General features: G+C 36.0%; 18 protein-coding genes. 7 read left to right on the forward strand and 11 right to left on the reverse strand.

Going from position 1 to position 19,964, the window contains the following annotated elements; translation table 11 throughout:
• From AACP56_RS08910 to AACP56_RS08920, 3 genes are all read left to right on the forward strand, one after another.
• The coding region (locus tag AACP56_RS08910) for a gliding motility-associated C-terminal domain-containing protein (protein ID WP_339339004.1) at window positions 1-1,578 on the forward strand (1,578 nt) is incomplete at its 5' end.
• A gap of 280 nt (window positions 1,579-1,858) precedes the next feature.
• A complete protein-coding gene (locus tag AACP56_RS08915; protein WP_339339006.1) occupies window positions 1,859-2,761 on the forward strand; it encodes a PorP/SprF family type IX secretion system membrane protein in 903 nt (300 codons plus the stop codon).
• An 18-nt stretch (window positions 2,762-2,779) separates the two neighbouring features.
• The gene (locus tag AACP56_RS08920) at window positions 2,780-4,726 is read left to right on the forward strand and encodes an OmpA family protein (RefSeq protein ID WP_339339008.1); all 1,947 of its coding nucleotides are present in this window, start codon (window positions 2,780-2,782) and stop codon (window positions 4,724-4,726) included.
• 47 nt (window positions 4,727-4,773) lie between these two features.
• Here AACP56_RS08920 and AACP56_RS08925 read toward each other — a convergent pair whose 3' ends face one another.
• The 3 genes from AACP56_RS08925 to AACP56_RS08935 are packed head-to-tail and all read right to left on the reverse strand — an operon-like array spanning window position 4,774 to window position 6,430.
• Window positions 4,774-5,592: a mechanosensitive ion channel family protein gene (locus AACP56_RS08925; RefSeq protein WP_339339010.1), complete on the reverse strand. Its 819-nt coding sequence runs from the start codon at window positions 5,590-5,592 to the stop codon at window positions 4,774-4,776.
• Window positions 5,593-5,614: 22 nt separating this feature from the next.
• Complete coding sequence (locus AACP56_RS08930; RefSeq protein WP_339339012.1) at window positions 5,615-5,803, reverse strand: hypothetical protein; 189 nt, start codon at window positions 5,801-5,803, stop codon at window positions 5,615-5,617.
• Entirely contained in the window at window positions 5,804-6,430 is a 627-nt protein-coding gene (locus AACP56_RS08935; RefSeq protein ID WP_339339014.1) for an RNA polymerase sigma factor, read from the reverse strand.
• 136 nt (window positions 6,431-6,566) lie between these two features.
• Between AACP56_RS08935 and AACP56_RS08940 the strand changes: the two genes are divergently transcribed.
• On the forward strand, window positions 6,567-7,208 hold the full coding sequence (locus tag AACP56_RS08940) for a hypothetical protein (RefSeq protein WP_339339016.1): 642 nt from the start codon (window positions 6,567-6,569) through the stop codon (window positions 7,206-7,208).
• 1 nt (window position 7,209) lies between these two features.
• Here AACP56_RS08940 and AACP56_RS08945 read toward each other — a convergent pair whose 3' ends face one another.
• Both AACP56_RS08945 and AACP56_RS08950 read right to left on the reverse strand, forming a co-directional pair.
• On the reverse strand, window positions 7,210-8,358 hold the full coding sequence (locus AACP56_RS08945; protein WP_339339018.1) for an MFS transporter: 1,149 nt from the start codon (window positions 8,356-8,358) through the stop codon (window positions 7,210-7,212).
• Between the two features lie 47 nt (window positions 8,359-8,405).
• Window positions 8,406-8,885 carry a GNAT family N-acetyltransferase gene (locus AACP56_RS08950; RefSeq protein WP_339339020.1) on the reverse strand — a complete coding sequence of 160 codons (480 nt, stop codon included), beginning with the start codon at window positions 8,883-8,885 and terminating at the stop codon, window positions 8,406-8,408.
• A 28-nt stretch (window positions 8,886-8,913) separates the two neighbouring features.
• Here AACP56_RS08950 and AACP56_RS08955 point away from each other — a divergent pair, with 28 nt between their 5' ends.
• Complete coding sequence (locus AACP56_RS08955; RefSeq protein WP_339339022.1) at window positions 8,914-9,555, forward strand: O-methyltransferase; 642 nt, start codon at window positions 8,914-8,916, stop codon at window positions 9,553-9,555.
• On the opposite strand, the gene AACP56_RS08960 is transcribed toward AACP56_RS08955, so the two are convergent.
• The 6 genes from AACP56_RS08960 to AACP56_RS08985 all read right to left on the reverse strand — a co-directional run bounded on the left by AACP56_RS08960 (window position 9,538) and on the right by AACP56_RS08985 (window position 14,996).
• Window positions 9,538-10,116, reverse strand: a complete 579-nt coding sequence (locus tag AACP56_RS08960; protein WP_339339024.1) for a phosphatase PAP2 family protein — start codon at window positions 10,114-10,116, stop codon at window positions 9,538-9,540. The genes AACP56_RS08955 and AACP56_RS08960 overlap by 18 nt on opposite strands.
• Window positions 10,117-10,395 (reverse strand): Sec-independent protein translocase subunit TatA/TatB, encoded by a 279-nt coding sequence (locus AACP56_RS08965; RefSeq protein WP_339339026.1) that lies wholly within the window; start codon window positions 10,393-10,395, stop codon window positions 10,117-10,119.
• Window positions 10,396-10,479: 84 nt separating this feature from the next.
• The gene (locus tag AACP56_RS08970) at window positions 10,480-12,801 is read right to left on the reverse strand and encodes a M1 family metallopeptidase (RefSeq protein WP_339339028.1); all 2,322 of its coding nucleotides are present in this window, start codon (window positions 12,799-12,801) and stop codon (window positions 10,480-10,482) included.
• 62 nt (window positions 12,802-12,863) lie between these two features.
• Window positions 12,864-13,370, reverse strand: coding sequence for a DUF6702 family protein (locus AACP56_RS08975; protein WP_339339030.1), 507 nt, complete (start codon window positions 13,368-13,370; stop codon window positions 12,864-12,866).
• A gap of 50 nt (window positions 13,371-13,420) precedes the next feature.
• Window positions 13,421-14,233, reverse strand: coding sequence for a carboxypeptidase-like regulatory domain-containing protein (locus AACP56_RS08980; protein WP_339339032.1), 813 nt, complete (start codon window positions 14,231-14,233; stop codon window positions 13,421-13,423).
• A 16-nt stretch (window positions 14,234-14,249) separates the two neighbouring features.
• Window positions 14,250-14,996, reverse strand: coding sequence for a carboxypeptidase-like regulatory domain-containing protein (locus tag AACP56_RS08985; protein WP_339339034.1), 747 nt, complete (start codon window positions 14,994-14,996; stop codon window positions 14,250-14,252).
• Window positions 14,997-15,207: 211 nt separating this feature from the next.
• Between AACP56_RS08985 and AACP56_RS08990 the strand changes: the two genes are divergently transcribed.
• Window positions 15,208-18,753 (forward strand): beta strand repeat-containing protein, encoded by a 3,546-nt coding sequence (locus tag AACP56_RS08990; protein WP_339339912.1) that lies wholly within the window; start codon window positions 15,208-15,210, stop codon window positions 18,751-18,753.
• A gap of 3 nt (window positions 18,754-18,756) precedes the next feature.
• Window positions 18,757-19,926: a gliding motility-associated C-terminal domain-containing protein gene (locus AACP56_RS08995; RefSeq protein WP_339338788.1), complete on the forward strand. Its 1,170-nt coding sequence runs from the start codon at window positions 18,757-18,759 to the stop codon at window positions 19,924-19,926.
• The last annotated feature ends 38 nt before the right edge of the window (window positions 19,927-19,964 follow it).

Here is a 19,964-nt window from a genome sequence, read left to right on the forward strand (position 1 = left end):
TTGGTAAGCATTCTAGCAAACGATACTGCAAATGTGAACATCATTGATAATGATGGTAACGAAGGATGGCCTGATGATATCACTATTGAGGCTTGTGATACTATTCCTCCAGCTGCAGATATTACCTCAACAAGTACTTGTGCAATAACAGTTGTGCTTGATGAAGTTATAGAAGGACAAGATGATGCTTGTGCGACGGAGTATACAATTACTAGAACATGGACTATTACGGACTGTGTTGGTAATGTACGCGAACATGTACAAGTAATCACTATTGAAGATACGGTTGCTCCTACTTTTGTTGAAGCACTACCTGCGGATATGACCGTACAGTGCGATGGTGTACCTGTTGCAAATACTATAACTGCCATAGATAGTTGTGAGCCTGACCTGATTGTTGATTTTGTAGAAACAATTACTGGTCAAGACGATTCTTGTCCTTCAGAATATATTATTACAAGGACTTGGTCAACTTCTGATTGTGCAGGTAATGCTATCTCTCATACGCAGGTAATTACTGTTGAAGATACGGTTGCTCCTACTTTTGTTGAAGAGTTACCAGAAAGCATGACAGTTCTTTGTAATGAAGTACCTGATGCGGTTACTTTAACAGCAGTAGATAATTGTGATACAAATATTGTAGTCGATTTTAGTGAGACTATTACCAATGATGCTAATTGTATGGATGGTTATACAATTACAAGAATATGGTCTACTAGCGATTGTGCAGGTAATACAGTTTCTCATACGCAAATTATCACTATTGAGCCTACTGGTCCAATTACTGCTAGCGATTATGATGATGAAGTTACTATACTTTGTGGGGATGAAATCCCAGCTGTACCAGAATTAACGTTCATGGGTGGTTGTGGAAACTATGAAGTAGTCTTTACTGAAGAAAGACAAGACGCTACTGATGGTTCTGAGGATTTTATGCTGATTAGAACTTGGAATGTAACGGATTCTTGTGGAAACACAGCTTCTTTTGAACAAATCATATTTGTTTTCCAACCACAATTGGAAGAAGTAACCATAGATATTTGTATTGAAGATGAACCTATTGATTTGATAAATTATTTACCAGAGTCTTTTGATACAAACGGAACCTTTGAAGTTCTTGAAGGTAATGTTACCCTAAATGGAAGTATGTTTGATCCTATTGACCATTTACCTGGTGAATATAAGATAGCTTACAGCTCCACCGAAGGAGATTGTAAATACTACGTAGACTTTACTATAGTTGTTAATACAGACTGTGTTCCGTGTGGACGTGGAGAAATTGAAATCTCTGAAGCTGTAACAGCAAATGGCGATGGTATTAACGATTCCTTCGAAATTAAAGGAGTGGAGTTCTGTCAGTTTACTTTTGATGTCCAAATATTTAACCGTTGGGGAGATAAAGTTTACGAAGCAAAAGATTACCGTAACGATTGGAACGGCTCATCACCTAGTGGTTCCGTAGGGTCTTCTGGAGTATTACCTTCAGGTACGTACTACTACATTATCAGTGCTACTGATAATGAGCTAGGCAAAACATTAGAACCATTCAACGGATTCATATATTTAGGTACAAAATAGCACTCACAAACAAGTAATAGATAAAAGGACCAATTCTAAGAATTGGCCCTTTTATTTTGCTTTAATGCACATCAAACTTTATTAAACAATATATACTCATTAAAGACATTCATCGCAAGAAAAAAACCGTTGAACGAATCTTTATTCCTACAACGACTTTTAATCTGATTTAGACGTATAAATTGTTGATTCTGAGTGTTTATTCGTCAATTTGTATAAGAAATTAAACCCAAATTAATTTTACATACGATTAGTTCGAAAGAAACTTAACCTATTGCAAATGAAAACTTTAAAAACTATCCTATTGTTTTTGTCCCTCATGCTTACTTCGGTTGCAGGGGCGCAACAATTACCGCAGTTTACGCAATACATGTTCAACACCATATCAATTAATCCTGCCTACGCTGGTAGTAGGGAAAAGTTGAATATAACTGCGCTGCACAGAAATCAATGGGCTGGTCTTGCTGGTAACCCAAGAACAAGTACCTTTTCAATACATTCTCCTTTGCGAAATGATAGAATTGGTATTGGTTTTTCTTATATAAATGATCAATTGGGCTTTGAAGATACCAACTATGTATACGGAGATTTTTCCTACACAGTGCCTTTGTCTTTTGATGTAAATCTTTCATTTGGGTTAAAAGGTGGTTTTACCAATTATACTAGACCCTTAATTGATATAAATGACCCGGACTTAGGACCAATAAATGAATGGACACCAAACTTTGGTGCTGGAGCATATATAAGTTCAGACAGGTGGTATGCTGGTATTTCTTCACCAAGATTAGTTAAATCTAATGTAAGAAGTGGTGAATTTGTAGGATTAGAAAGATTAAGTTATTATGCTATTGCTGGTTTGGTTGTCGACATTTCTTTGGACTTTAAATTTAGACCTTCAATGATAACCAAATTTACAAACGGTGCCCCAGCAACATATGATGTAACTGCTGGGTTCTTAGGATATGAGAAATTCTGGTTTGGAGCATCTTATCGTTTTAATGATGCATCCAATTTTGGTGCATTTATGGATTATCAAGTAAGTAAGGACTTTAGATTGGGATATGCCTATGATTTACCCACTGGTGACCTTAGGCCTTATACAGGCGGAACACATGAGGTTATTCTAATCTTTGAATTGGGTGAACGTAAGGCCGGAATCTTTAAATCTCCAAGATACTTCTAAAAAACAATGACCTACAAGATGAAAAATATAATCAAGAATTTTTTGCTATTGCTATTTATCATAGCAAGTCAATTAGTTTCAGCTCAATATGGAGTCCAGAAAAAGGGAGACTATTATTTTAGTCAATTTTCCTACGCTAAAGCAATTGCTTTTTATGAAAATATGTTGGAAGGTAATTTCAACACAAGCCATGCACACAAACAGTTAGCTGAATGCTATTTATTGATTAGAGATTTCAACAAAGCTATGCCACATTTTGAAGCAGTAATCAACAACTCGGATATTCCAACCGATTACTACTTTAAATATGCTATGGCATTACATAGTAACGGACAAACAAAAGAAGCTGCCAAATGGTTGAGAAAGTATAAAAAGTTTAATAAAAATGATTCGAGGATAAAACGTTTTTTAGAAGATGGGAATTTTGCTTCTGTAGTATTTAATAGTAGAGAACGTTATGAAGTTTCAGAATTACACTTTAACACTGCAGGCAGCGATTTTGGAGCGTATTTGCACAAAGGAAAGCTTTATTTCGCTTCTACTAGAGTGGATGAAGGTTCTGAAAAAACCTATGGTTGGAATGGTGAACCTTGGTTGGATTTATTCTATGTTGAAGAAGGAAATACAACCTCTGTCCCTAAAACCTTAAAGGGAGATGTAAATTCAAAATATCACGAAAGTTCTTTGGTCTTTTCAACAGACTACAAAAATGATACGGTAATATATTTTACTCGAAATAATTATTTTCAAAATAAAGAAGGATATGGTCTACAAAAAGACAATAATCTTAAAATTTATAAGGCTGAATTAAAAGATGGTGAGTGGGAAACCGTTAAGAGTCTAAGAATAAATAGTGACCTCTTTTCTACAGGACACCCTGCTGTTAGTCCAGACCGCAAAAGACTTTATTATGCGTCCGATAGACCTGGTGGCTATGGAGGTACAGATATTTATTATTCAGAAATTCATGAGCGTGGTGGAATTGGAAAACCAATAAATGCAGGCTCTATTGTTAATACAGAAGGAAATGAAATGTTTCCATTTGTGAACAGAGAAGGGAAGTTAGTATTCTCTTCTGATGGTCATGTTGGTTTTGGACAACTGGATATTTTTTCAACTATAATTGATATTGATGGGAATTTCGTTGATGTTATTAATCTTGGAAGACCAATTAACAGCTCTGCAGATGACTTCGGCTTTTTTGCCGAAGACAATGGAATTAATGGTTATATAAGTTCCAACAGAAAAGGTGGAAAAGGCAGTGATGATATCTATAAATTTGAGTTTACACCATCTTTAGCTGTCGAAGGTATTGTACGTGATGCAATTAACAAACAACCTTTAGATAGCGTAGCTATTGCCTTGTTTGACCAAAAGACCAAGGAAAAAGTTGGTGAAACGATGACGGACGAGAACGGTCAATACAAAATGTTCATTAGTAGAAAGCGTAACTACATGATTGAAGCAGTTCGCAAAACACATCCCCATAAAAACATATTTTTCAGCACACAGGAAACCAGTAGAGCTACTAAAATACAGACTTTGGATATTATGTTAGAGCCTACATTAGATGTAAAGCTACTGGCTGGTTTGAAGAAAATCTATTTTGATTTTAACAAAAGTAATATTAGACCTGATGCTGCTTTGGAACTAGACAAAGTAGTCAAATTAATGACTGTGACTTATCCTGATATGATTATAAAACTGGAGGCACATACAGACCCAGTAGGTAGTCATAATTATAATGATGCACTTTCTGAACGTAGGGCAAAATCCACTTATGAATACTTAATTGAACACGGAGTTCCAAGGCACCATATATTATCTTACAAAGGCTTTGGAAAACGTAAACCAATTAATGAATGTACAAGTAAGCAAGACTGTTCTCCAGAAGAATTGGAATTGAACAGGAGAACAGAATTCCCTGTAATTCAAATCAGGGGCAAGGCAGTAAGCGCTAAATAAGAAATAGAAATGTAGTATAAAAAAGCACCATACTTGGTGCTTTTTTATTAAGATTTTATCTCAACATTCTGAGAAACCACATCCTTTATGGGAACAACAACTTTACCTGTTTTCGTTTTTAAAGTCAGAGTAATGTTATCTATTGCCTCAATAGTACCCTCTAAATCACCAATTGCAATTTTATCCCCAACAGCATAGTTTTTTCTGGTATAAAACATCTTTAGCACATCTGAGAATACATCACGGGAACCTAAACCGAACCCAAGTGCAGCAGCAAATAAGAATGCACCTAAAATCATTGTAAAGTTACTAGTAATGATATCAGTATCTATCCCGGCTTGGTTAAGGGCCGTAATCGAAATAAAAAAGGTTATCAAATAGAATAAAACACCGCTAATTACCTTAGAGCCTCCAATTCCCATAGAATCAAATAGCGCTAATGTTGCTTTTTTTACCAATGTCGCCAGGTAAAGTCCTCCAGCAAATATTAACAGTGCACTTATAAGTGTGGGTAAATAACCCAATATGGAAATAATACCTTCCGATATTGCATTTAGCCCAATAACTTCTGCGATAACTATGGTGAAAATCAAAATCAGTAGCACCTTTACTGCCCCAAGAGTAATTTTTAACAAGTCGACCTTTACTTCCTTTTCCCCAAGTAATTTGGCCTCGGTCACCTTTTTAGAAAGCTTATCAATTTTTGCTGCTTTCAATACTCTTTTTACTATAAACAGAATTACTTTTAACAGTATCCAAGCAACTATAAGACCAAGTATACCAATAATTAACTGTGGTAGCAGCTGCACTACATTGGATAGCATATCACTTAAACTATCCGATAATACTTTTTGATATTTTTCCATGATTTCTATTTTTCTAGATTGGTTATTTTCTTTGATTGGTTTTGAACAAACCTGAAATTAGAGATGAATAATTGGATGTTACTAAAATGGCCATGTCCATAATTAGCTTTGCAATAGCGATATCGTTCATCACTTTTTGGCGCATCTCAGGTGGCACCTCCAATAACTTTCTATCCAATTCCTTAAACGGATTCTTAAATTCGTTCGCCATCTATGATAATGAATTATAGATTTCTAATAATTTTGCCTTTGCACGTTTTAGACGCATTTTTATTGCACTTTCACCAAGTTCAAGCACTTCACTTAATTCTTTGATAGAAGCTCCATCTTGGTATTTTAACAATAAAATGGACTTGTCCTCTGGAGTAACCAATTGTAAAGCTTTATCTAGCTTACTTGCCTTTAATTCGTAAATACTTTCATCGGGCACTTCCTCTGTTAACTTATATTCGGCATCATCCATGGGTATGGACCTATCACTCATTTTCCGTTGTTTATTTCTATTCACATAATTCACGCAAAAATTATACGTAAAAGAATATAACCAAGTAGAAAATTTAGATCTCCCTTTAAAAGATGCTAATTTTATAAATAACATCAAAAAAACGTCTTGGGTCAAATCTTCCGCTTCATCCTTAGACTTTGCAAACCCATAACATTTATTAAAAACCATTTTAGAATAGCGGTCATATAGTACGCCAAAAAATAGCGTATTGTTATCAGCTACAATCTTTTGCACTAGTTCTTCATCGGAAAATTGACTGTATGCTCCGTCTGCCTTCAATGATCTCCCATCTTGGTTTATTAAGATTAGAAACAGACGTTTTAAAAAAGTCACTTTTATTTAATTTTAATTAGAGCTACCAATTCCGATTTTTCAATATAGGTTAAAAACCGCTTATATTTGATAAAACTACATATACGCCATGAAATCTTTACTTCAAATTTGCTCTTGTTTTCTAATACTAACAATAATGAGTTGTAAAACTGAAAAGAAAAAAGAATCTATTAAAGAAGTTGAGGAAATTTCGGTTTTAGAGAAAGTTGCCAATGCACATGGCTTTGAAAATTGGAAGAACGTTACCCAAATAGGATTTACATTTAATGTAGATCGAGACTCTACACATTTTGAGAGAAGTTGGATTTGGAAGCCCAAAACAAATGATGTAACGTATATCTCTGGTAGCGATTCATTAACCTATAATCGTAAAAGTATGGATAGCATTGCCTACAAAACCAATGGTGGCTTTATAAATGATAGATATTGGCTATTGGCACCATTTAACCTTGTGTGGGACGCAGCTAATTTTGAATACGTACATACTAAAAATGAGATGGCTCCAATTGCCCAAAAACCAATGAACAAATTGACCATAGTTTATAATAGTGAAGGAGGCTATACTCCTGGGGATGCCTACGACTTCTATTTTGAGGATGACTATTTAATTAAAGAATGGGTATTTAGAAAAGCAAATCAGGCTGAACCATCAATGACTACAACATGGGAGGGTTATGTTAATCATAATGGATTCCTTTTTGCTATGGACCATAAAAAACCTGAAGAAAATTTCAATCTGTTTTTTGATAGAATTCAAACTCAAGTAGAAGTAGAGTAAATTACCTTTTTTTTGCATTTAATGCCAAACTAGCAACCAAAACTAAAATTGCGCAACCCAATAGTACCCAAAAGCTTGTAGCTAAGGTGAATTCCTCTGCGACAAAACCTAAAATAACCGGTCCTAAAAGAAATCCGGAATAACCTGTCCCCGCAATAAATGCAACCCCTTGTGAAGATTCCACTCCCTTTACGTTACCACCAATCCTAAAAAGTTCTGGTACCATTACAGAAAAACCAAGACCATTTAAAGCAAAGCCGAGGATAGCAAAAACTGTAGTACCTGTCAAAACCAAAGAATATCCCAAAATAGCAATCAAAGCGCCAAGAGCAACTAATTTTATAGAGCCAATGCGCTCACTAATGCCATCTCCAAAAAACCTACCTAATGTCATGGTAGTTGAAAATGCTAAAAATCCAGCTCCAATCAAAAATTCAGGGGCTAAGGTTATCTCTTTTAGGTATAATGCACTCCAATCTATAATTGCACCTTCGCTCCCCATACTCACAAAACCAATTACTCCCAATAAAAATAATGGTTTGAACAATTTTAGACTAAAAGGTTCCTTTTCTACTGGAGCTGCCGTAATATGATAATACTGCTTTTTCAAAAATAAATTGATACTTAAGACAAGTATTACAGTTACGGACATATGTAAAAAAGGATTTCCAATAAACGGAATTAAAAAACTGCCTAAACCTACCAAAATACCTCCTAAGCTAAAAAATCCGTGAGCGGCAGACATAAAGTTTTTACCATCCTTTTTTTCTATTTCAGTGACCAAGGTATTCATTGATATGTCCAACAATCCATTTGAAGCTCCGAATAAAAATAATGATGCGCATAACAAATAATAATTTGGAACCAAAAGAGGAAATAAGGCAAAAAAGCTATTTAATATTACCGCAAACCATGTTGCTTTACCAACACCTAATTTATTTATGATTTTTGATGCCAACGGAAAAATAGTAAATACACCAAGAGAAAGAAAGAAAATTGCAATACCTAAATCTGCTTTATCAATTGCTAGTTTGTCTTTTACAGAAGGTATATAAATCGCCCATGTACCATACCAAACATTAAGACTTGTAAACACAAAAGCAGGAGCAAAATACCTGGGATTGGAAAGTATTAAAAAGAGTGACTTCAAATTGTTGGTTGATTTTGGTTAGTAAAAATAAATCTGGCGCAATCTATTCAAATATCTAGACGCATCTCTAGAATATGTGGTCTAAAGCCAGTCTTAGCATAAGCTTTTAGTGCAGGTTGGTTATTTTGATATACGGTAAGGCGAATTTCCTTTAAACCATTGTCCAAACACCAGTTTTTTAGTACGTCCACTATTTTTTTGTTTATACCCATACCCCTATATTCCTCAACTGTATACATAAAGCCCAAATAGCCATAGTACTTGTGGTTCAAATAATGTCTTGCCTCTTTTTTTAATGCATATCCAGAACTTATTATCTGGTTGTTATATACCGCAATTACCACTTTTACTTCTTCATTTAAAATGTAAGCCTCAATATCATAATAACTTACCGGGTCTTCTTTAATAGTCACATCAAATGGGCGTTCCGCCATTATGAGTTCCTGCTCAAATTGCAAAAGTATTGGCAAATCAGCAAGTGTAGCATCCCTGATTATCAAATTTTCCATCAATCTAAAATAGCTCATATTTAGTTAATTTTACCAAAAGCAAAAAATGCATTTTTTATCTGAGGCACTAGAAAGTTATATCACCCAACATTCTGAGGAAGAGCCAGAATTACTCAAGGAACTTACTAGAGAAACCCACTTAAAAGTCATTCAACCAAGAATGATAACGGGACATTTTCAGGGTAGGGTTTTGAGTTTATTATCAAAACTAGCTTCGCCAAAAACAATTCTAGAAATAGGAACATACACTGGTTATTCAGCCATATGCCTCGCAGAAGGATTGCAAAAAAATGGAGAATTGCATACCATAGATGTAAATGAAGAACTCCACGATATGCAAAGAAAGTACTTTGACAAAAGTGGATTTGGAAAGCAGATTATCCAGCATTTGGGTAATGCTGTTGCAATTATACCAGAATTAGAACCGATATTCGATTTGATATTTATTGATGCTGAAAAAAAACAATATGATGCCTATTTTGAGGCAGCTATAAAAAAGTGCCGTTCAGGTAGTATCATTTTATCCGATAATGTGCTTTGGTCTGGAAAAGTAATCGAACCATTACAAAAGTCTGACAAAGCAACAGAAGTTCTATTGAATTATAATAAAAAGCTTAAAGAAGACCCAAGGGTTGAAACAGTACTATTACCAATCCGTGATGGACTTACCCTAAGCAGGGTCTTGTAGGTTTTGAGCAAATCTTTTTTCAAAGATTTTATAAAGTTTATAAAATAAAAAGCCTGAAAGAAGACCGACCAATATTCCCACGATAATATCTACTGGAAAGTGTACTCCGACATAAATACGGCTAGTGGCAAAAAGAATGGGCCATAAAAAGAAGAAAATAGTCCATTTGTACTTTTTTCGTAGAATAAGAAATACTAACAGCGTAATGGAAAAAGAACTAGCAGCATGACCAGAGAAAAAACTATAATCCATAGGACTCTTCAAAATTCGAATTAATGTATTTATTTCCAAATCATTGTTTGGCCGCAATCGAGCTACATAATTCTTGGTCAGATCAGTGATAACTATAATGAATATTGCCAAAGCAATTAATGAAACAAGTTTAAAAAAACCTTCTTTAGAAGAGGTTTTATAAAAAAATAGAAAAATAAAAAGAAGGTACAATGGAATCCAAGTAGTTATATCTGTAACAGTAGCCCAAAAGACATCATATTTTTCTATTCCTAAGCTGTTTAGGTAAACAAAGGTGTCTCTATCCCACTGGAGTAGTTTCTCGAGCATCTATTTAACACCCCTTTTGACAGCTCCTGTAACCTCCTCTACATTTTTCTTTACATCATCCAAACCTTTCTTGATGTCTTTAGTAAAATCTGTGTCAATTCCTTGCTTATCCGCACTTTTTTGAATCTCACGCTTAATATCATCAGTGGCATCACGAAGTTGACGCATACCTTTTCCTAAGCCTTTGGCAATACCAGGTATCTTATCCGCACCAAACACCATGACCACAATAAACATGATAAAGAAAATTTCACCGCCGCTAATAAATAAAAAATGCATGCTACAAATATAAAGAGAAGTTATATGTAATATAAAAAAAGCCCTGCAAATTGCAGGGCTTTATATCATAAAGTGATTAAAGGATTATTTTCCTTTTACCTTTTCCTTAAACTGGTCAAAATCAGATTTCTCATCTTTAATTGGCCAAGAGTTGTTTGTAGTATCAATATCAGCAGTTTCCAATTTTGGGTCAACTACAATACCTACCAATTCTTTTTCTGAAGAAAGCACACGTTTAACCTCATCATCATTCTTTCTCCAAATCTCTGCAGGATACGTTACACTTTCAGTAGTGCCGTCTGCATACTTGTATTCTACGATCAAAGGCATTGGGATACCTCCTGGCTTATCAAAAGTAACTTCATAGAAAAACTTAGGTTCTTTAACCTGAGCTCTTTCATCAGCAGTAAGATTATCCATCATAAACTCCTTTAATGTTGGAGCAACTTCAGATGGGGCTTTTCCTTTAAGATCTTCTTTGTAATCCTCACTGCCCTCTTCAACCAAATAAACCAATGGTGGTAAATCTGCATCAGTTAGGTTACGAGCAGCCATATATTCTTCCATTTGTTTGGTCTTTTCACCAGTGACGTAATATTTTTTAACTCCTTTAACGCCTATATCTACATAGTCTGTAGTATAAAACCAACCTCTCCAGTAATAATCTAAATCTACTGCAGAAGCATCTTCCATGGTACGGAAGAAATCTTCAGGTGTTGGGTGTTTAAACTTCCAACGTTGCGCGTATGTTTTAAAAGCATGGTCAAACAATTCTTTACCCATAACTGTTTCTCTTAAAATATTAAGAGCAGTTGCTGGCTTACCATAGGCATTAGGACCTAATTGGTATACATTTTCTGGGTTTGACATTATTGGAGATATTCTACTCTGATCACCCCCCATGTAGGGAACGATTTTGGCAGCCTCTCCCCTACGCGAAGGATACTTATCATTTGGAGCTATAACATCTGGATTATTTTCTCCAAATGCTTGCTCAGCTAAATACTGCATAAAAGTATCCAAACCTTCATCCATCCATCCCCATTGACGCTCATCTGAATTCACAATCATTGGAAAAAAGTTATGACCAACTTCGTGAATGATAACGCTTATCATCCCATATTTAGTTCTATCAGAATAGGTGCCATCTTCATTTGGTCGTCCGTAATTCCAACAAATCATTGGATACTCCATACCTTGGTTCTTAGCATGGACCGAAATAGCCTTGTGATAAGGATAATCAAAAGTGTGCTTAGAATATGTTACTAAAGTTTGAGCTACTGCTTTGGTAGACTGCTCTTCCCAAAGTGGGTTTCCTTCTTTTGGATATAATGAAACTGCCATTACATCTCTATTGGCAAGTTTAACTGCCTGCATGTCCCATATAAACTTGCGAGAAGATGCAAAACCAAAATCACGAACTAAATTGCCTGGCTCAGTTTTAAATTTCCATGTTTTTTTCTTTTCAGAAAAACTTCCTTCTTTAGCTTCTGCTTCTGCTTGTGTAACAATTACAACTGGCTTGTCATAAGACTTTTTCGCCTGAGCATAACGCTTCATCATTTCTTTTGTAAATACTTCTTTTCTATTCTGAAGTACTCCTGTAGCATCTACAACATGGTCTGCTGGTACTGTAATATTAACCTCATATTCCCCAAAAGGTAGTGCAAACTCTCCACTACCCCAAAACTGATGGTTTTGCCATCCTTCTGTATCATTATAAACTGCCATTCTTGGAAAGAACTGTGCTATAACGTATGCTCTGTTGCCATCTTTTGGAAAAAATTCAAACCCTGAACGTGCACGATTAACAGTATGGTCAGGAATATTGTACCACCATTTTATAGAAAAAGACATTTGAGACCCGCTCTTTAATGCTTGCGGAAGGTTAATACGCATCATTGTTTGATTGATGGTATAAGATAATGGTCTCCCATTAGCATCTTTGACTTCTTGAATATTGAATCCACCATCAAAAGGTTCTGTAATATACCTCTGTGCAAAACTACTTGCCTGATAAGCAAAGTTTACCCCATTACCATTACGCAATGCAGACTTAGTATCTTTTTCTCTAACATTTTGATCTAGTTGCACCCATAAAAATTCTAAATCGTCAGGAGAGTTATTTGTATACGTGATAGTCTCTTCACCATAGATTTTTGCGTTTTTATCATCTAACTCAATATCCATTTTATAGTCAGCTTGTTGCTGATAATAATCTGGACCAGGGGCACCAGACGCAGAACGATAGGTGTTAGGCGTTGAAAACTCTTCATACAATTGCTTAAACCTACTTTGATTGGTATGACCAGGTTCGCGCTCTTTCTTTTCTTCTGCTTCTTGCGCAAATACTACAGCTCCAAAAAGAAACAGCATAGAAGCAAAACAATACTTTAATTTATTCATTTTATTATTTGATTTTTTGACGTGGTAAAATACTTCTTTTTTAAGGAAACCTTAAGAGAATGTTACAAGTTTAACATTCCTTTATTATTCTCTCGAATGAGCACGAAGCTTTTCTTTTTTCCCTTCCATTTAATATGGACCAAATTCTTTTGCTCCTCATACAGGTCCGTCAATACTTCATTTTGAATGCTTATGGAATTTAATGCTGTGAAACCAATTTCTGGCACTTCTAAATAAATAATTACAACATCATTATCATATTTCTTTCCTATGTAATTGTAAGAAGCTATTTCTTCATTTAATTCCAGCACAAATTTGGCTTTAAGGTATTTTTGAATATAGTCGTCTGCCATCGAAGTTTCTTTTTCTGTACCAAGTGCTGCATCAATTCCATACCGCTCTTTTAACAGCACCTCAAGATCATCAATAAAAATACGTGAGGTAATTTGTAATGCATCTGTCTTCTCGGAGTAATTAATGTTGGTAACACTTACATAGAACTTGTGTGCAATTGTAAAAGAAGTAAGTACAAAAAACAACGCTGAAAGTGATAAAATACTTTTTTTCATAGTTCAAAAATAGAGATAATTAAGATGTACAAATGCCATGCCAAGTAGTTTCAATCAAGCTCATTATTCTCACGGTAAACAATGCTTTTTTGAATTAAGAACTCCCATATTTTTAATTTATCATGTGTATCAACAGTGGCTTGAAAAGAGCTATCAACCTCACAGAAGTACATAAAATCGTCAATCTTTTCATATGGAATCTTTAAATCTGACATAAAAATTGAATCTATATAAAAGTTTTGAACACTCTGTGTTCTAGCGTAAGCTTTATCAACATTCACTCTATTTTTGAGCATTTTAGTGCGTCCTGTAATGGCATTGATAATGGGGTTGATGTTCACCGCAAGGGGATTTCGCAACGAATACATTCCTTTGGATGCCTCTTGCAATTTTCGCTCACTTTGCGTTATTATTTTCACATTGGCATTTGGCAATTCCAAGGCTTCCGCACTTACATCCTTTTCCAATTCCAAACCTGTTATATCTGAGTCCAAACTGCCTGATAAGTTAAAAGGCTGCACTACAACTTCGCGCAACTCGTTGACAAATTCTTCCAGTGGAACAGTCAAAAAGCTGGAATTATAAAAAGAAGTGGTTATCGGTACTACTTTACGTTTAAATTGTACTGCTGAGAACACCAAAGTATCGTTTAAAGAAACCCTAATGGAGAAATTGCCATCCACATCGGTTATGACGGCACTTTCATTAGATATGTTTTGTACCACTACCCCAGTGACATCTTTATCTTTTGCAATTACCTTACCCGATAATTGTTTTGAAGTTTGCGATACAAGTACCATTGGCAAGCCAAGAGCCAGTAAAAAAAGGGTGATTCGTATTATTTGTGGAGTAGTTAATTTCAAATAGGGTCAAATAAAATTACTCTTCTTCCAAGCTTGCTTTGAACGTTTTACTATGAGTCACTAAAAAATCAATCAATTGAAACTCATTTTCCTTCTTTAATAAAGATTGTGAAGCCATTTTATCATCACAATAGAGCAGAAAAGCATCTATTTTATCTTGGGGAAGTTTCAAATCAACTACAAAAAACTCATCATCATACACTTGGCGCATTACCTCACTTACCTTTAAGGGTGCACGTTCCACTTTGGCATCCTTATTTTTAGAATTGAAAATGGCCTTAAAAATATTCACGAAATTAATTCGGTCCTCAATCCGCTCGTTTTGAGATAGGTAAGCAACATTTTTAACTTCCGTCCCACGGTCAATCTCATATTCAAACCCCTTAAACTTTTCATTTTTTACCTCAAGAAATTTTTGCTGGTTCTCAGGACTTACCACTACTTCATCCAATTGAGTCACTTTCTCTGTAACTTCAACCACTATTCTATTTTTACTTAAAATTTCTTCTGTAACCTTAAACACCATAAGCTGATAATTAACAGCCGTAAAAACCAATTGATCCCCTGCTTTTACATTAATTGCAAATCGGCCATCATCATCAGTTATCGTTCCGATTTCCGTAGTGGAATTAAATACATTTTCGTTGGCAACATTACTACCTCTATAAATAACCTGTCCCCTTAGTAATTGCCTACCATCCTCTTGTGCGGTAAGCATTACAGTAAACAATAAAACACATAGAATTAAAATCGGGTTTTTCATAGCAAGCTGCTTATTCAGTATTGTATAAAGAAAGTAGCTAAAATTCATTTAAAAAAGGAAAGCTACTCTAAACTTTTGTTAATGTTTTCTCTGTGAATGGTATAATCTTTCCGTTCAGCCAACACAATGGCATTTGGACGTATAAAATTAGGTGAATATTATGATTACATTATTTTTGCCTCTTGAGTCACCCCTCATTAATAACCTATTTATGAAAAAGTATCTCTTAAGTGTTATGCTAGGTATTTTTGCGATGGGCTTACTTCAGTCGCAAATTAAAATTGGTAATAATCCGCAAAACATTGATGGATCATCTGTTCTAGAGTTAGAAAGTAACAGTCGCGTATTGGTAATTACTAGAATAAGTGATGCCCAAATGAATTCCATTTCTCCGCTACAGGGTGGATTGGTCTATAATACGGATGAAGGGTGTGTGTTCTATTATGACGGCACCACATGGGTGAACCTTTGTGAAGAGTTAAATACGTTTAATGTAGATTTTGAAGTTGTTGGTGAGGATTTGGTACTAACGGACAATAATGGAGATTCAGTTTCTGTGCCCTTATCAGATTTAGGGGTTTATACGTTCACTTCTGACCCAGTATTTAATCCAGTGGATAATGATAATACCATCGTAATCACAGAAACGGGTGACAACGTAAATATAGAAGTAGGTGAGATTACTGGTTTTAACATTGTAGATTCTAGTATCAATGGATTTTTGGATATTCAAGATGGTTCTATAGTAAATTCTAAGCTACAAGATGATTCAGTAGATCGTTCAAAAATAGATGCCAATGTCGCTGGTGTGGGTATATCTCAAGCACCTGACGGTTCTTTAGACGTTGATTTAAGTGAAATAACTGGAACTGGAACACTTACTTCCCCCACAAGTACACTAACAATATCTGGCGACCCAGCTAACTCCCTTTTTAACAGTGTTGGTTTAGATGTTGCGGATAATGCGATTACAAATGCAAAAATGGCTGATAATGCCATTGGTACGGCTGAAATTATTAACGACGCTGTAACCACAGATAAAATTTTAGATGCAAGTATAACCAATGGAAAGTTGGATAAACCAACTATTCCAATAAGTGGTTTTGCTCCAGCTGCAACAGATGTAGATTTTGGAAATAATAGACTTACGGGTGTAGTAGATCCAAGTAGTCCTACTGATGCTGCCAACCAAAATTATGTTGATAACGCTGTTGGCGGTTTAAGTACACTAGCTGATGGCACTATTTATATTGGTGATGCTACGGATACTGCCCAAGAGCTAGCGATTTCCGGTGATGCAACCATGGATAATGCTGGGGTGTTGACTATTGAGCCTGATGCCGTCGATACTGCTGAAATTATAGATGCAGCAATAACCGATTCTAAACTAGATAAAGCTAACATTCCGCTAAGCGGATTTGGGGCTGCTACTGCGAATGTTGATTTGGGCACTAATAAACTGATTAACGTTACTGACCCAACTGATTTACAAGACGCTGCTACTAAAAATTATGTAGATAATGCAACGGATGCTCTAAATACCCTAGCAGATGGAACAATCTATATCGGGGATGCAACAAATACAGCTCAAGAAATCGCAATAAATGGAGATGCTTTGGTTGACAATACCGGGTTATTGACAATTCAGGCAGATGCGGTTGGAACTACTGAAATTATAGACGCTAACGTAACAAATGCAAAACTTGACAAAGCAAATATTCCATTAAGCGGATTTGGGGCTGCAACGGCAAATATAGCCATGGGAGGTTTTCAACTAAACAATGTTGCAGAGCCAACTGCAGCACAAGATGCCGCAACCAGAAACTATGTAGACAACTCTATTGCAACCTCTAATGCACTTGCTAATACAAACATTTTTGTTGGTAGTGCCACCGGAGTAGCTACAGGTGTAGCACTATCCGGGGATGCTACGATAAACAATGCGGGGGTTTTGACTATTGGAACAGATGCCGTAGGAACAGCGGAAATTATTGATGCCAATGTTACTGATGCTAAACTAGATAAAGCTAACATTCCGTTGAGTGGATTTGGAGCGGCAACAGCAAATATTACCATGGGAGGTTTCCAATTAAACAATGTCGCCGAACCTACTGCAGCTCAGGATGCAGCCACTAGAAATTATGTAGATAATGCTGTTGGAGGAGTAAATACTTTGGCAAATGGAACAATTTATATCGGTGATGCAACAAATACAGCTCAGGAAATCGCGATAAATGGAGATGCTTTGGTTGACAATACCGGGTTATTGACAATTCAGGCAGATGCTGTCGGAACCACGGAAATTATAGACGCTAACGTAACAAATGCAAAACTTGACAAAGCAAATATTCCATTAAGCGGATTTGGGGCTGCAACGGCAAATATAGCCATGGGAGGTTTTCAACTAAACAATGTTGCAGAGCCAACTGCAGCACAAGATGCCGCAACCAGAAACTATGTAGACAACTCTATTGCAACCTCTAATGCACTTGCTAATACAAACATTTTTGTTGGTAGTGCCACCGGAGTAGCTACAGGTGTAGCACTATCCGGGGATGCTACGATAAACAATGCGGGGGTTTTGACTATTGGAACAGATGCGGTAGGTACAACAGAAATTATTGATGCCAATATTACTGATGTAAAACTAGACAAAACTAATATCCCACTCAGTGGTTTTGGAGCTGCAACGGCAAATATTGCCATGGGAGGTTTTCAACTAAACAATGTCGCAGAGCCAACTGCAGCACAAGATGCTGCGACTAGAAACTACGTGGACAATGCCATAACAGCTTCTAATACCTTGACGAGTGCAAACATATTAGTTGGTAATGCTACTAATATTGCTACTGGAGTAGTACTATCAGGAGATGCAACGATTGATAACACCGGACTTTTGACCATTGGTGCGGACGCCGTAGGAACCACAGAAATTATCAATGCCAATGTTACTCCAGCTAAGATTGCACCTTCTGCGACTGATGGACAGGTGTTGACCACGGTTGCCGGTGCAACAGTATGGCAAGACCCAGCTGAAGCAACTGTTACAGCTACAGCTGGTTCAATATTTTTTGCTGATGGCTCAAATGGGTTAGATGAAAATAATGCGCAACTTTTTTGGGATAATAGTACTAACCGCTTGGCTATTGGTGCTGCAACAAGACCGCTAACTAATAAACTTACTGTTGACGGTACTACCAGAACTTCTGGGCTTTTAAATTCAAATGGTACAGCAGGCACCCCTTCATATAGGTTTAGTAATGATACCAATTTGGATACTGGAATGTACTTTCCAGCACAAGACCAACTTGCATTTTCCGCTGGTGGACAAGAAATATTAAGAATAAGGGAATCTGTTGGAAATGGACTCGAAATAGTTGCCACAGGAACATTAGAGTTAACAGACCAGTTAATAGATGAAAATGGCGCTACTGGAAATGTAGGAGATGTTTTAACAGCTACCGCGACTGGTACGGAATGGAGAGAACCTGCGGTAGTAGCCATGGGCAAAGCAAATGGAGCTAATTCAATTAGTGTAAATGGAGCAACTGTAGGAGGTGTTGGTGGTGGTATCAATACAGTTTCATTAACTACAGCTAGACCAGATGACAATTACATAATCCAACTTTCAGTTGTTGGAGATAATAGAATTTATATTACTTCTCAAAATGCTGGAGATTTTACTGTTGAAATCAGAAGCAATACAACAAATGCTCTAGTTATTGCAAATTGGCATTTTACAATTCTAGACTTTTAAGACTTGAAAAAACTCTTTTACATATCACTTTTATTGGTTGGTTTTATAACCACCGCACAAACCGCATTGTATAATAGTGGCAATATGCAGTTGCACGGGAATGCAGAGTTGGGTTTTCATACCAACTTGATCAATGATAGTACCTTTGAAACCACTTCTGGTTTGGTAGGTTTTTACAGTACTAGTCCCATAGAAGTACAAGGTTCCATTGCTCCTACCCTATTCGATGCTGAAGTATTAACACAGAGTAATCTTTTTTTAAGTACCACTTTAAATATTTCTAACAATCTTAACTTTATTGAAGGCGACATATTAAGCCCTTTGAATAATGAGGTGGTCTATTTAAATTTCTTGGATAATGCATTTTTTACGGGCGAGAATGATGCCGCTAAAGTCACTGGTTTTGCAGCAATTACGAATAAAACTATGTTTTCTTTCCCGGTAGGGGACCAGTCGCAGCTAAGACCTTTACTATTAGAGTCTGACAGTAATAATGAATTGGCAATCTGCGCCTATTTGCGTCAAAACCCTGGGAATCCATCAGCAATATCAGAAAGTTTTGATTTGGAAGATAAAGTCCGCAATATTGGCGAAATTTCAAATAGAGAGTTTTGGATTTTAAAAGGGAGTGTACCCTCGACCGTAACTGTAAGTTGGAATCTGGAAAGTGACTTAGCTAACATTGGTAATACCACCAATGTTGAAGATATTATCTTGGTTGGGTGGTCTAAAGCCTCCAATTTATGGACAGTTATCGGTAAAACTGCATTCAGTGGGGACTTGAGTCAAGGTTTTTTGGTTTCAGAAAAATTTATTCCAGACGACTATGCAGCCATTACATTTGGTACTGTACCATTACCGCTAGATACTTTTGCAGTCAATAACCCTACATTAGGAAACTATTTTGTATCCCCTAATGGAGATGGCACTAATGATTTTTTGATTATTGATAATCTGGGCGAAGCAGAAAGCAACAATCTTCAAATCTATAATCGGTTTGGACAAAAGGTTTTTGAAATGGATAACTACAATGATGAGTTCAATGGTTTTTCAAATCAAGATAATTTAGTACTAAACAAATCTCAAGGATTACCGGAGGGAGTCTATTTTTATATTGTTACACTTTTCGATTTAGAATTGAGCTATCAGGGGTTCCTATTTTTAGACAGATAATTTATATCAAGAATCTCTTAACTTTGATAGGAATCAAT

It is taken from the genome of Croceitalea sp. MTPC6 (genome assembly GCF_036985525.1).
Classification (GTDB): domain Bacteria; phylum Bacteroidota; class Bacteroidia; order Flavobacteriales; family Flavobacteriaceae; genus Croceitalea.

Bases quoted from the DNA above. Each gene is read 5' to 3' on its own strand.
- AACP56_RS08955 (WP_339339022.1), top strand. From the start codon at position 8,914: ATGCATTTTTTATCTGAGGCACTAGAAAGTTATATCACCCAACATTCT.
- AACP56_RS08965 (WP_339339026.1), bottom strand. From the start codon at position 10,395: ATGCATTTTTTATTTATTAGCGGCGGTGAAATTTTCTTTATCATGTTT.
- AACP56_RS08990 (WP_339339912.1), top strand. From the start codon at position 15,208: ATGAAAAAGTATCTCTTAAGTGTTATGCTAGGTATTTTTGCGATGGGC.
- AACP56_RS08950 (WP_339339020.1), bottom strand. From the start codon at position 8,885: ATGAGCTATTTTAGATTGATGGAAAATTTGATAATCAGGGATGCTACA.
- AACP56_RS08915 (WP_339339006.1), top strand. From the start codon at position 1,859: ATGAAAACTTTAAAAACTATCCTATTGTTTTTGTCCCTCATGCTTACT.
- AACP56_RS08975 (WP_339339030.1), bottom strand. From the start codon at position 13,370: ATGAAAAAAAGTATTTTATCACTTTCAGCGTTGTTTTTTGTACTTACT.
- AACP56_RS08985 (WP_339339034.1), bottom strand. From the start codon at position 14,996: ATGAAAAACCCGATTTTAATTCTATGTGTTTTATTGTTTACTGTAATG.
- AACP56_RS08930 (WP_339339012.1), bottom strand. From the start codon at position 5,803: ATGGCGAACGAATTTAAGAATCCGTTTAAGGAATTGGATAGAAAGTTA.
- AACP56_RS08925 (WP_339339010.1), bottom strand. From the start codon at position 5,592: ATGGAAAAATATCAAAAAGTATTATCGGATAGTTTAAGTGATATGCTA.
- AACP56_RS08940 (WP_339339016.1), top strand. From the start codon at position 6,567: ATGAGTTGTAAAACTGAAAAGAAAAAAGAATCTATTAAAGAAGTTGAG.
- AACP56_RS08920 (WP_339339008.1), top strand. From the start codon at position 2,780: ATGAAAAATATAATCAAGAATTTTTTGCTATTGCTATTTATCATAGCA.
- AACP56_RS08960 (WP_339339024.1), bottom strand. From the start codon at position 10,116: ATGCTCGAGAAACTACTCCAGTGGGATAGAGACACCTTTGTTTACCTA.
- AACP56_RS08970 (WP_339339028.1), bottom strand. From the start codon at position 12,801: ATGAATAAATTAAAGTATTGTTTTGCTTCTATGCTGTTTCTTTTTGGA.